Origin of the sequence: uncultured Aquabacterium sp., assembly GCF_913773725.1 — a bacterium.
Classification (GTDB): Bacteria; Pseudomonadota; Gammaproteobacteria; order Burkholderiales; family Burkholderiaceae_C; genus Aquabacterium.
Window position 1 is genome coordinate 115,109 of sequence record NZ_CAJYGK010000156.1, and the last position, 11,918, is coordinate 127,026.

Annotated in this window: 12 protein-coding genes and 1 tRNA gene; 5 read left to right on the forward strand and 8 right to left on the reverse strand. The window is 68.2% G+C overall.

Features of this window, described 5'->3' with window-relative positions; all coding sequences use genetic code 11:
* Nucleotides 1-97 precede the first annotated feature (97 nt).
* Nucleotides 98-174, reverse strand: a tRNA-Ile gene (locus tag QZ709_RS18655).
* A 156-nt stretch (nucleotides 175-330) separates the two neighbouring features.
* Between QZ709_RS18655 and QZ709_RS18660 the strand changes: the two genes are divergently transcribed.
* Together QZ709_RS18660 and QZ709_RS18665 are read left to right on the forward strand one after the other, a co-directional pair.
* On the forward strand, nucleotides 331-1,179 hold the full coding sequence (locus QZ709_RS18660; protein ID WP_294639005.1) for a glycosyltransferase family A protein: 849 nt from the start codon (nucleotides 331-333) through the stop codon (nucleotides 1,177-1,179).
* A complete protein-coding gene (locus tag QZ709_RS18665; protein ID WP_294639007.1) occupies nucleotides 1,176-2,333 on the forward strand; it encodes a glycosyltransferase family 9 protein in 1,158 nt (385 codons plus the stop codon). Before QZ709_RS18660 ends, QZ709_RS18665 begins: the two co-directional genes overlap by 4 nt.
* 32 nt (nucleotides 2,334-2,365) lie before the next feature.
* On the opposite strand, the gene QZ709_RS18670 is transcribed toward QZ709_RS18665, so the two are convergent.
* A complete protein-coding gene (locus QZ709_RS18670; protein ID WP_294639009.1) occupies nucleotides 2,366-3,391 on the reverse strand; it encodes a glycosyltransferase family 9 protein in 1,026 nt (341 codons plus the stop codon).
* Between the two features lie 138 nt (nucleotides 3,392-3,529).
* Entirely contained in the window at nucleotides 3,530-4,558 is a 1,029-nt protein-coding gene (gene hrcA, locus QZ709_RS18675) for a heat-inducible transcriptional repressor HrcA (RefSeq protein WP_294639011.1), read from the reverse strand.
* Nucleotides 4,559-4,665: 107 nt separating this feature from the next.
* Between hrcA and QZ709_RS18680 the strand changes: the two genes are divergently transcribed.
* Genes QZ709_RS18680 through rapZ form a run of 3 tightly spaced genes read left to right on the forward strand, consistent with a single transcriptional unit; the run spans nucleotide 4,666 to nucleotide 8,223 of the window.
* On the forward strand, nucleotides 4,666-5,556 hold the full coding sequence (locus QZ709_RS18680; RefSeq protein WP_294639132.1) for an NAD kinase: 891 nt from the start codon (nucleotides 4,666-4,668) through the stop codon (nucleotides 5,554-5,556).
* A 1-nt stretch (nucleotide 5,557) separates the two neighbouring features.
* Nucleotides 5,558-7,312 (forward strand): DNA repair protein RecN, encoded by a 1,755-nt coding sequence (gene recN, locus QZ709_RS18685; RefSeq protein WP_294639012.1) that lies wholly within the window; start codon nucleotides 5,558-5,560, stop codon nucleotides 7,310-7,312.
* Nucleotides 7,309-8,223: an RNase adapter RapZ gene (gene rapZ, locus QZ709_RS18690; RefSeq protein WP_294639013.1), complete on the forward strand. Its 915-nt coding sequence runs from the start codon at nucleotides 7,309-7,311 to the stop codon at nucleotides 8,221-8,223. The genes recN and rapZ overlap by 4 nt, the downstream gene beginning before the upstream one ends.
* Before the next feature lie 62 nt (nucleotides 8,224-8,285).
* On the opposite strand, the gene QZ709_RS18695 is transcribed toward rapZ, so the two are convergent.
* From QZ709_RS18695 to QZ709_RS18715, 5 genes are read right to left on the reverse strand one after another with little or no spacing between them, the layout of a single operon-like run.
* Nucleotides 8,286-9,215: an SDR family oxidoreductase gene (locus tag QZ709_RS18695; RefSeq protein ID WP_294639014.1), complete on the reverse strand. Its 930-nt coding sequence runs from the start codon at nucleotides 9,213-9,215 to the stop codon at nucleotides 8,286-8,288.
* Between the two features lie 40 nt (nucleotides 9,216-9,255).
* On the reverse strand, nucleotides 9,256-10,287 hold the full coding sequence (locus QZ709_RS18700) for an NADP-dependent oxidoreductase (protein ID WP_294639015.1): 1,032 nt from the start codon (nucleotides 10,285-10,287) through the stop codon (nucleotides 9,256-9,258).
* 34 nt (nucleotides 10,288-10,321) lie between these two features.
* Nucleotides 10,322-10,789 (reverse strand): PaaI family thioesterase, encoded by a 468-nt coding sequence (locus tag QZ709_RS18705; RefSeq protein WP_294639016.1) that lies wholly within the window; start codon nucleotides 10,787-10,789, stop codon nucleotides 10,322-10,324.
* 3 nt (nucleotides 10,790-10,792) lie between these two features.
* Nucleotides 10,793-11,593, reverse strand: a complete 801-nt coding sequence (locus QZ709_RS18710; protein ID WP_294639017.1) for an SDR family oxidoreductase — start codon at nucleotides 11,591-11,593, stop codon at nucleotides 10,793-10,795.
* 14 nt (nucleotides 11,594-11,607) lie between these two features.
* Nucleotides 11,608-11,889 (reverse strand): Dabb family protein, encoded by a 282-nt coding sequence (locus QZ709_RS18715; protein ID WP_109035503.1) that lies wholly within the window; start codon nucleotides 11,887-11,889, stop codon nucleotides 11,608-11,610.
* Between the last annotated feature and the right edge of the window lie 29 nt (nucleotides 11,890-11,918).

Here is an 11,918-nt window from a genome sequence, read left to right on the forward strand (position 1 = left end):
GTCCATCGACGACACGCGCCACGCTGTCGTCGCAGCACAACGTCTTTTCGGTTAACGGGAAGATGCGGTAAGCACCCGAACCATGCGTAAACCAGGGTGGTAGGCCGTGTTGGACTTGAACCAACGACCAAAGGATTATGAGTCCTCTGCTCTAACCGACTGAGCTAACGGCCCCCCTTCAACTGCGCTGCGGACGTGCCCTCCCGGGCCCCCACAGACAGCCCTCTATCGTAGCAGAGGCCCTGGAGCGTCATGCCGGTTCGGCCATGGGCCACGCACGCTGTTTGCCGGCAAGCAGGTGTTGCCTCATTCCTGCCCTCCCCTGCGACCATGCCCACACCCGCAACGCCCTTCACGGCCGATGTCGACATCCTCATTCCGACACGAAATCGCCCTGCGGCACTGGCCGTCACCCTGACCAGCGTGATGGCTCAGACGGCGGCTTCGCTGCGCATCGTGGTGGCTGACCAATCCGACACATCCACGCTGCACGCGCCGGAGGTCCGGGCCATCATCCGGCTTCTGCAAGCCCAGGGGCGCCCTGTCGACTGGCATGGCCCGCGCCCTCGGCGAGGGCTGGCCGAGCAGCGCGCCTTCCTGCTCCATCAGGTGCGCGCGCCCTACTTGCTCTTCCTGGATGACGACGTCATCCTCGAACCCGACCTCGTGGAACGGCTCGTCATCGCCCTCCGCTGGGCGCGCTGCGGGTTTGTAGGCAGTGCCGTGCACGGCCTCAGTCACATGCACGACGAGCGCCCGCATCATCAAGCTGTCAGTTGGTGGGACGAACCGGTGCGGCCGGAATGCATCCGCCCCGGCGACCCGCACTGGGCTCGCCACCACCTCCACAGTGCAGCCAACCTCTATCACTTGCAACAGAAACTGGGCGCCGACGACCGCACCGCACCGGACGCCGCGCCGCGGCTCTACAAGGTCGCCTGGGTGGGCGGCTGCGTGCTGTTCGACACGGCCAAGCTGCGCGCCGCTGGTGGTTTCGACTTCTGGCAGGACCTGCCCACTCAGCATTGCGGCGAGGATGTTCTGGCGCAATTGCGCGTCATGGCCCGCGACGGCGGCTGCGGGCTCTTTCCTTCCGGCGCCTACCACCAGGAGTTGCCCACCACAGTGCCGGAGCGGGACTGTGACGCACCCTGGGTCTTGCAGGGCGCACTGCCATGATGAGACGCGCCGTACTGCCTGCCCGCCCGCTCAAGGGTCCTGCGCTTGCCACTGCACAGGTCCGCCGCATTGCGGTACTGCGGCCCAATGCCATCGGCGACTTCGTGTTCGCCCTGCCGGCCTTGCACGCGCTGCGCGCCAGCTGGCCTCAGGCGCACATCACGCTGTTGGGCCGAGCCTGGCACCAGGCGTTCCTTCACGGTCGACCGGGCCCGGTCGATGAGGTGGTCGTCCTGCCACAGATCCCGGGCGTCGGAGCCCCCGAAGACAGTCTCTCCGACCACGCCGCGGTGGATCGATTCGTGGCATCCATGCGCCAGGCTCGCTTCGACCTCGCCATCCAGCTGTATGGCGGTGGCCGCTACACCAACCCGTTCATCAAGCGCCTCGGGGCAGCCCTGACCGTCGGCCTGCAGGCAGACAATGCCGAGCCGCTGGACCGGAACCTGCCTTATGAGCGCTGGCGCAACGAGCGCCTGCGGCTGTTGGAGGTCGTCGGCCTGGCGGGCGCCGCCGCGCGCGAACTCAATCCCAGGCTGGCGGTGACCGCCCGGGATCACGCCGTGCTGGCCGCGGTGGCAGCGCTGCCGCATCAACCGATCGCCGTGCTGCAACCGGGCGCCACAGATGAACGCCGTCGCTGGCCTGTCGAACGGTTCGCTGCGGTGGGACGGGCGCTGGCGCGGGCAGGGGCGTTCATCGTGGTCAATGGCAGCGAGGCGGAACGCTCCTTGACCTCGCAGCTCGCGGGACAGCTGGGCGACACCCCCCACCTGGACCTGGCCGGTCAGTTGCCTTTGAGCGGTCTGCTGGCTTTGCTGCAGCGAGCGCGCCTGCTGGTGTCCAACGACACAGGGCCACTGCACCTGGCCTCTGCACTCGGCTGCCCCAGCGTTGGCATCTACTGGGCCATGAACCTCATCACCGCAGCGCCCCTGGTCCAGGGGCGCCAGCGCGCGGTGTTGTCCATGGGGCTGACGTGCCCAGTCTGCGGCGTAGAGAACGTGCGCCAACGTTGCCACCACCAGGTCTCGTTCGTCACCGACGTCACGGTGGACGAGGTGCTCGGAGCCGCCATGGCCGAATGGCAAGCGGGCCCCGGGGGGCATACGGCCCCGTCCGCGCATCGCCCACTCGAAGCGGCCAGCCCGTGAGCGTGCGCCCCGGCCATCAGACGCCGGGCTCGTCAGAAGCGCTCGAGCAGCTGCCGTGCCTCATGCAGCACGAGGTCGATGCGCTCGCCCGCGGGGTCCCACACGGCGCGATGGCGCTCGGTGTCCATCGGAGCCCAGCGGTCGATGTCGGTGCAGCGAAATACCACCACGCTGGGCACCCTCAAGGCGGCCGCCAGATGCGATGTCCCCGTGTCGTTGGTGATGAGCAGACGGCTGCCGGCGATCAGGCTCGCCAGCGCACCGACCGGCACGGCCTCCGCTGCGTCCAGCACAGGCGAGCGCATGGCGCGACGCACCGCCCCGGTCAGGGCCGCCTCCTCGCCGCTGCCGGTCAAGACGACGGGCAGCCCGGTGAGCCCGGCCAGCACATCCGCCACCGCGGCAAACTGGTGTGCGGGCCAACGCTTTCTCGTTTCGCGCCCGCCCGGATGCAGGCACAGGTAGCCGCCCGACCGCAACGCCAGGATGTCGGGCCGCCCCGCCCACGCTGCGCGATCCTGAGCCCCGAGGGGAAAGGCCAGCGCCGGGTCGTCAGCCGGTGCGCCGAGATGCCGGGCCAGGGCCATCAGGCGAAGTGGCTCGGGGCCCGATTCAGGCCACGGCACGTGCCAAGGCCAGGCACTCAGCCCGCCTGCCTCACAGAAGCCGGTGCTCATGCGGGCGCCGAGCAGCGCCATCAGGGCATTGGTGTGATGTCCGTTGCCATGCATCTGCACGACCAGGTCGAAGCCCTGACCCTGCATGGATTGCAGAAAGTCCGGCCACGCAAGGACATCGGTTTCGCGCTCAGGCAGGGCCGGGTAGCCGGGAAAGCTCAGATGCCCGTCCAACAGATCCGCGAAACGGCGCGAAAAGTCGATGGCCCACGGCAAACCGAGCAGCGTGATGTGCGCGGTCGGCAGTACACGGCGCAGGGCTCGCAAAGCTGGCACGGCGCACAACATGTCTCCCAGGTTCAGGGCACGAAACACCAGCACGCGCTCGGGCGTCCACTGGTGAAGCAGCGGCCCGCCATGCGGCGTCGGGCCGTCGGCCAAGCCCCCGGTCGGCCTGCCTGGCACAGGAAAGGGCGATGCAGGAGGAACGAGACGGGCAGACACGGCTGGACGAAAGAGTGCGATCTTCCGCCTTGGCAAACGCCATGCCCCCTCACATACCCCGTGGGCAGTCCGGCGTCACTTCACGCTCAAGGCGTTGCTCACAAGGCGGGACGTGATGTCGACGATCTCGATCATCCGGTCGTAGGCCATTCGCGTGGGCCCGATCACACCGAGGGTTCCCACCACCTGCCCATTGATCTCGTAGGGCGCCGACACGACGGACAGCTCTTCGAAGGGCACCACCTGGCTTTCGCCGCCAATGTAGATGCGCACGCCTTCGGCCCGGCTGGATCCATCCAGCAGGCGCATCAGCTGTGTCTTCTGCTCGAACAGGTCGAACAGGCGGCGCAGCGAGCCGAGGTCGTTGGAGAAGTCCTGCACGGTCAGCAGGTTGCGCTCGCCAGACACGACCACCTGGTCCGTGCTTTCCGCCATGGCTTCCCCGCCCACCTGCACCGCCTGGCTCATCAGGGTGGCAATGTCGGCACGCAACTGCTCCACCTCTGTTTTCAGCCGGCTGCGCATCTCGTCGATCGTCAGGCCCGAGTAATGCGCGTTGAGGATGTTGCTGGCCTCGACCAGCTGAGACTGCGTGTAATCCTGCACCGTGAAGATCACGCGGTTCTGCACGTCGCCATCGGGCGCCACCAGGATGACGAGCACACGCTTGTCGCCCAGCCGCACGAACTCGATGTGCCGGAAGACGGACGCCTTGCGCGGTGCCGTCACCACCCCCACGAACTGAGAGAGGTCGGACAGCAGGTGTGCGGCATTGGCGATCACACGCTGAGGCTGATCGGGCTGCAGATGGGGGGTCTGCTCCCCCGCTTCGGCAGCCAGCCCGTCCAGGCTGACCGGGCGCGCCGTGAGCATGGTGTCCACGAAAAGGCGATAGCCCTTGGGGGTGGGCACGCGGCCGGCCGAGGTGTGGGGACTGACAATCAGCCCGAGCTCTTCCAGATCCGCCATGACGTTGCGGATGGTGGCGGCCGACAGATCGAGCCCCGAGGCCCGCGACAAGGTGCGCGAACCCACTGGCTGTCCGTCAGCGATGTAGCGCTCGACCAGCGCTTTCAGGAGGATCTTGGCACGGTCATCCAGCATGGCTGTTTCATTCTAGGCGCACACGGTACCGCCGCGGCCCCTCTCCCTGGGGAAAAGCACAGGTTTGTCATGGTCGCTGTGGTGTAATTCCCCGCATGCCGAGCCCCCTGCCCTGCCGCTTCACCCACGCCGCCCTGGTGGGCAAGTACCACGCGCGCGGTATCAAGCCGGTGCTGGAAGACGTCGCCCAGATTCTGGTGCGCGCCGGACTCGATGTCTCGATCGAGCAGGAGACCTCGCAAAGCACCGGCATGTCGGACTACCCCTCGCTGGGCATGCGCGACATCGGCCGCCAGTGCGACGTGGTGGTCGTGGTGGGCGGCGACGGCACCATGCTGGCGACTGCCCGTGAACTGGCCCCGTTCGACGTGCCGCTCATCGGCATCAACCAGGGCCGCCTCGGTTTCATCACCGACATCCAGCTCAAGGACATGGCCACCGCCCTGCCCCTGATCCTGGGCGGCCAGTACGAAGAAGAAAAGCGCGTGCTGCTGGCCGGCGCCGTGCTGCGCCCCACCCGCGATGGCGAGTTCGACACCATCTACGAAGGCTTCGCGATCAACGAGATCGTCGTGAGCCGCGGCGCCGTGGCGTCGATGGTCGAGGTGCGCGCCGAGGTGGACGGCCTGTTCGTGGCCAACTACCGCGCCGACGGCCTGATCGTGTCGACGCCCACCGGCTCCACCGCCTACGCCATGTCGGCGGGCGGCCCGATCCTGCATCCGGATCTGGGTGGCTGGACCATCGTGCCGATTGCCTCGCACACCCTGTCGAACCGGCCCATCGTGCTGCCCGACACCGGCACCGTCACGATCGAGATCGTGGCCGCGCGCGATGCGAGCATGAACTTCGACATGCAGAGCCTGGCGAGCCTGCTGCCCGGCGACCGCGTGACGGTGCGCCGCTCGGCCCACCGGGTGCGCTTCCTGCATCCCGAGGGCTGGAACTACTACGCGACCCTGCGCCGCAAGCTGCGCTGGAACGAAGGAGTGAGTTGAGATGCTGCGCCGCCTGAGCCTGCGCGATTTCGTCATCGTCACCCAATTGGAGATCGACCTGGGCGCCGGCTTCACGGCGCTCACGGGCGAGACGGGTGCCGGCAAGTCCATCCTGATCGACGCGCTGCAACTGGCGCTGGGCAGCCGCGGTGACGCTGGCGTGGTGCGCGAAGGCGCAGCCAAGGCCGACATCACCGCCGAGTTCGACCTGACCGAGTCCCTCGCCACGCGCCTGGCCCCTTGGCTGGAAGAGGCGGGCTTCGAAGTCGAGCCGGGCGCCCCGCTGATGCTGCGCCGGGTGGTCGATGCACAGGGCAAGAGCCGCGCGTGGATCAACGGCGCGCCGGCCACCGTGTCGCAACTGCGCGAACTGGGTGAGCACCTGGTCGACATCCACGGCCAGCACGCCTGGCAGAGCCTGACCCGCACCGACGCCGTGCGGGCGCTGGTGGACGGCCAGGCGGGCGTGGACACCAACGCGCTGCAGCAGGCCTGGACCGCCCGCCGGGATGCACAGCGCCGCCTGGAGGAGGCCCGCAGCCGTCAGGCCGATCTGGAGCGCGAGCGCGAACGCCTGCAGTGGCAGATCAGCGAGCTCGACAAGCTGTCGCCCCAGCCCGAAGAGTGGGAGACACTGAATGCCGAACACCAGCGCCTGAGCCATGGTCAGGCCATTCTGGATGCCGCCCGGCTGGCGCTCGACGCCGTCTCGGAGGCGGATGACAGTGCCGAGTCGCTCACCAGCCGCGCCATCGACGCGCTGGAAGATGTCGCCAGCGTCGAGCCCCACCTGGCCAATGCGCTGGAGGTGCTGCGCGACGCCCAGGCGCAGTTGCAGGACGCCGCCCACAGCCTCAACAGTGCGCTGCACCACACCGAGCTCGACCCGGACCGCCTGGCCGAACTCGACGGCCGCATGTCGGCCTGGATGAGCCTGTCGCGCCGCTACCGCCGCCAGCCTGCCGAGCTGCCCGAACTGCTGCAAGGCTGGAAGGCCGAACTGGCCGAGCTGGATGCTGCCACCGACCTCGACGCGCTGGAGCGCGAGGCCGCCCGCGCTCATCAGGCCTGGCTCACCGTCGCGCGGGCCGTATCGAAGCAACGCGCGCAGGCCGCCCCCGCCCTGGCCGAGGCCGTCACCGCCGCCATGCAGGAGTTGGGCATGGCCGGTGGCCGCTTCGAGGTGGCCCTGACCGCGCAAACCGAGCCGCAGGCCTTCGGCCTGGAATCGGTGGAGTTTCTGGTGGCCGGTCACGCCGGCAGCACGCCGCGCCCGCTCGGCAAGGTAGCCTCGGGCGGTGAGCTGTCGCGTCTCGCGCTCGCCATCGCGGTCACAACCACACAGCGCACGGCCGATGCCGAGCAGGTCGGCACCCTGATCTTCGACGAAATCGACTCGGGCGTGGGCGGCGCCGTGGCCGACACCGTGGGTCGGCTGATGCAGCGCCTGGGCCACGGCCGTCAGGTGCTGGCCGTCACCCACCTGGCCCAGGTGGCCGCGTGTGCGCACCAGCACCTGCTGGTGGCCAAATCGCTCCAAGCTGGCCAGACCACCAGCGACATCCGCCCGGTGGACGGCGATCCGCGTGTGGCCGAGGTGGCCCGCATGCTGGGCGGCGCGGTCAGCGACACCAGCCTGGCCCATGCCCGCGCGATGCTGGAAGCCGCCCGCGTGCAAGACGCGCAAGACCGTGAGGCGCCACCGACCGGGGCGCCAGGCACGGCCAAAGGCCGGCGCCGCAAGGAGGCCGCATGAGGCTGCTCGACGTCGTCCTGTTGACCGGCATCTCCGGCTCGGGCAAATCCGTCGCCCTCAATGCGCTGGAAGACGCCGGCTATTTCTGCGTCGACAACCTGCCCCCGGAACTGCTGCGCGGCCTGGTGAACCTCGAGCAGCAACGCCTGCCCGAGCAACAGCGCCGGCTGGCCGTGTCGGTGGATGTGCGCAGCGCAGGTTCACTGCCACAGTTGCTGCCCGTGCTGAGCGAGCTGCGCACGGAAGGGCACACACTGCGATCGGTGTTCCTCGATGCCAGCACCGAGGTGCTGGTGCGGCGCTTCTCGGAAACACGCCGCCCTCACCCGCTGCTGCAGGCCACGGGCCACGTCCCCGCACAAGGCGAGCAGCCCGACCGGGCGCTGTCTCAGGAAGACCAGGCCCTGATCGACACCATCAACCTGGAGCGCGAACTGCTGAGCCCGCTGCGCGACGTGTCGACGGTGATCGACACCACGCTGCTGCGCCCCGCCCAGCTGCGCACCTGGATCCGCAACATCGTGCAGGCGGCGCCAGCCCGGCTCACGCTGGTCTTCGAGTCGTTCGCTTTCAAGCACGGCGTGCCACTGGACGCCGACTTCGTGTTCGACGTGCGCATGCTGCCCAATCCCTTCTACCTGAAGGAACTGAAGCCGCTGACCGGTCGCGACCAGCCCGTGATCGACTACCTGGCGGCCCAGCCTGAATCGGCCGAGCTGATCACCCAGATCGAGGCCTTCCTGCTGCGCTGGCTGCCAACGCTGGAGGGCGATCAACGCAGCTACGTCACGGTCGCCATTGGCTGCACAGGCGGCCAGCACCGCTCGGTGTACTGCGTCGAGCAACTGGTGCGGCGCTTTGCGCCACGTGGCGTGGTGCTGGCCCGGCACCGCGAGCAGGACGCCCGCTGAAGCGCCTGCCCGCATGACATGGGCCAGGCCCTCCCGGGCCGGGCCTTGTCGACGTTGCCAGCTCAGCCCTGCTTGGCCATCGCTTCGCGCAACGCCGTCTTGAGCTGCGCGCCGATCTCCGGCTTGCCGGCAAACGGGTCGGTCGGGTTGCGGCCCTGCATCACGTCTTCCAGACGGGTCTGCACCATGGCCAAGGCCTGCGGGTGCGTGTAGATGTAGAACTGCCCGGCTTCGATGGCGCCGAACACCAGCTTGGCCGTATCGGCCGCCGTCACCTTGCCCGACGTGACGGCCTTGGTGCTCATGGCCTGCGCAATCATCTGGCTGGGTGTGGGCTTGCCTTCGCTGCGCAGCTCCGCCGGGCGGTTGCGGTGCGACATGTGGATGCCGGTGGGCACGAAATAAGGGCACAGCACCGAGGCATGCACCTGCTCGCTGACCAGCGCCAGATCCTGGTACAGCGTCTCGGAGAGGCTGACCACCGCATGCTTGCTGACGTTGTATGCGCCCATGTTGGGCGAGTTCAGCAGGCCGGCCATCGAGGCCACGTTGACGATGTGGCCCTGCCAGCTCGGGTCCTTGCGCGCGGCGTTGAGCATGAGGGGCGTGAAGACGCGCACGCCGTGCACCACGCCGAACAGGTTGACACCCAGCACCCATTCCCAGTCACGCTGGGTGTGCTCCCAGATCAGGCCGCCGTGGGCCACGCCCGCGTTGTTGATGACGATGTGGGGCGCACCGAAGCACTCCATGCACAGGTCAGCCAGGGCCTGCACGTCCTCGGCGCGCGACACGTCACCGCGCAGGGCCGCCACCTTCACGCCCTTGGCGGTCAGCTCGGTCACGGCCGCATCCAGCGCGTCCTGCTGCACGTCGGTCAGGACCAGGTTCAGGCCCTTCTCGGCGCCCAAGCGCGCCAGTTCCAGCCCGAAGCCGCTGCCGGCGCCCGTGATCACGGCCGTCATGCCAGGGCGAAGGGTCAATGCGCTCATGTAGGTCTCCTGCTGAAGCGTTGTTCAATGAAAATCAGGCTCAGATCAGCTTCACCAGCTGCTTGCCAAAATTGCGGCCCTTGAGCAGACCCATGAAGGCTTCCGGCGCGGCGCTCAATCCCTGAGCCACCGACTCGCGGAACTTCATCCTGCCGGTGGCCACCATGCCGCCCAGCTCGGTCATGGCCTCGGGCCACACCTCGGGGTGCTCGCTGACGATGAAACCTTCCACCTTCAACCGGTTGACCAGGATCAGCGCCGGGTTCTGCATGGGTGTGGGCTCACCGTTGTAGCCAGCGATCATGCCGCACACGGCGATGCGGCCGAACGCGTTCATGCGCGCCAGCACGGCGTCCAGCACCATGCCGCCCACGTTCTCGAAGTAGCCGTCGATGCCGTTCGGCGTCGCTTCCTTCAGCGCCTTGTAGAACGACTTCGGGTCGGGGTGGGCCTTGTAGTCCACGCAGGCGTCGAAGCCCAGCTCGTCGACCACATAGCCGCACTTCTCGGCGCCGCCCGCCACGCCCACCACACGGCAACCGCGCGCCTTGGCGAGCTGGCCCACCACGCTGCCCACCGCCCCGCTGGCGGCGCTCACCACCACGGTCTCGCCGGCCTTGGGCTGGATGATCTTGATGAGACCGTACCAGGCCGTGACGCCCGGCATGCCGACCGAGCCCAGATAGGCCGACAGCGGAATGTGGGTGGTGTCGACCTTGTTGAGCAGGCCGCGCTGCGTGGCGTCGACCACGCTGTACTCCTGCCAGCCGCCCATGCCGACCACCTTGTCGCCCACGGCAAACTTGGGGTGCTTGCTGGCCACCACCTCACCCACCGTGCCGCCGATCATCACGGTGTCCAGCGGTTGCGGTTCTGCGTAGCTCTTGCTGTCGTTCATGCGGCCGCGCATGTACGGGTCGAGCGACAGGTAATGGTGGCGCACCAGCACCTGGCCCTCGGCCAGATCGTCGGCCGAGGGCACGGGGGCTTCGACCATGCGGAAGTTGTCGGGGGTGACCTCGCCTTGCGGGCGAGAGGCCAGCAGCAGCTGGTGGTTGACGGCCTGGCTCATGGGATGCTCCTTGGGTGGGTTGGCACAGCGGGGTTCAGTCGGACCCGTCCCCTTGCAGGGGAACGCGCGACAGGGCCTGCGTGGCACGGCCAGACACCGGCAGCGCGCGCAGGAACTTGAAAGTGCCCGTGGCATGGGCACAGATCTGCCCCGCCTCGTCGAGCACACGGCCTTCGCAAAAGGCCATCTTGGCCGTGGCATGCATCACCGCGCCCACGGCACGCAGCGTGCCCTGCCCGGGTCGCATGAAGCTGGTCTTCATCTCGATGGTGACGATGCCGGGGCCGCCATCGGGGGCGTCCTTGTTGCGGCTGCGCGCAGCATGCGCCATGGCCACGTCGAGCATCATCATCAACAGCCCGCCGTGGGCCACCTTGAAGGAGTTGGTGTGCACGTCCGCGTCGAGCGTCAAGCTCAACTCGGCCTCGCCATCGGCAAAGCGCTCCAGGCGCAGTCCCAGGTGCTCGACCAGCGGGATGTGAACGGGAAAGGGAATGGACATGGATCAGGCACCGATGATGGCGCTCACCCCGCCGTCGACCGCGAGGATCTGGCCGGTGATGTGCTTGCCGGCATCCGAGGCCAGCAGCACGGTGGCGCCCTTGAGGTCTTCGTCGTCGCCGACACGGCGCAGCGGCGCGCCTTCGGCGATCTTGTCTTCACCGACCGCCCCCAGGAAGCCGGCGGTCATCTTGCTCGGGAAGAAGCCGGGCGCCAGCGCGTTGACGCGGATGCCGTGCCGGCCCCACTCGCCCGCCAGCGCGCGCGTGAAGTTCACCACCGCGCCCTTGCTGCTGTTGTAGGCAATGGTCTGCATGAAGGCGGGGTTGCCCCCCAGCCCGGCGATGGACGCCACGTTGATGATGCGCCCCTGCTGGCGCGGGATCATGCTGCGCTGGGCCACCGCCTGCGACAGCAGGAAGTAGCCGCGCACATTGAGGTTCATGACCTTGTCCCAGGCCTCGAGCGGGTGGCTTTCGGCGGGCGCGCCCCAGGTGGCACCGGCGTTGTTCACGAGGATGTCGATCTGGCCCAGGCGGGCCATGGCCTCGTCGGCCAGGCGGGCGATGTCCTCGGGCTGACCGGCATCGGCCGCCACCCACTGCGCATCGATGCCCGCCTGCTGGAGCGCGGCCACCGCCTCTTCCAGGTCGGCCGCCTTGCGCGAGCTGATCAGCACGCGGGCGCCGGCCTCGCCCAGCGCAAACGCCATCTGCAGGCCCAGCCCACGCGAGCCGCCGGTGATCAGGGCGGTTCGCCCGCGAAGGTCAAACAGTTGCTGAACGGTGCGGGGCGTGTGGCTCATGGGTGTGTGAGGGGTCAGACGAAGTAATCGATCACCTGCCGGCCAGAGGCCATCTCGCGGATCTGCGCGACGACGCCCTGGTGATGCGGGTGCGGCTGGTAGGCGGCCAGGGCTGCCTGGTCGGTGAAGGTGGACACCAGCACCACGTCGGCGTTGGCTTCCAGGCCTTCGGTGCGGATGCCCACGTCGAACTCGTGCATGCCGGGCACCAGGTCCTTGCAGCTGTCGAGCAGGGCCTTGACCTTGGGCGCGTCGGCCGGGTTCTTGAGGGTGAACATCACGATGTGGCGAAGCATGGTCTGTCTTTCTGGAACAGGGAAACAAT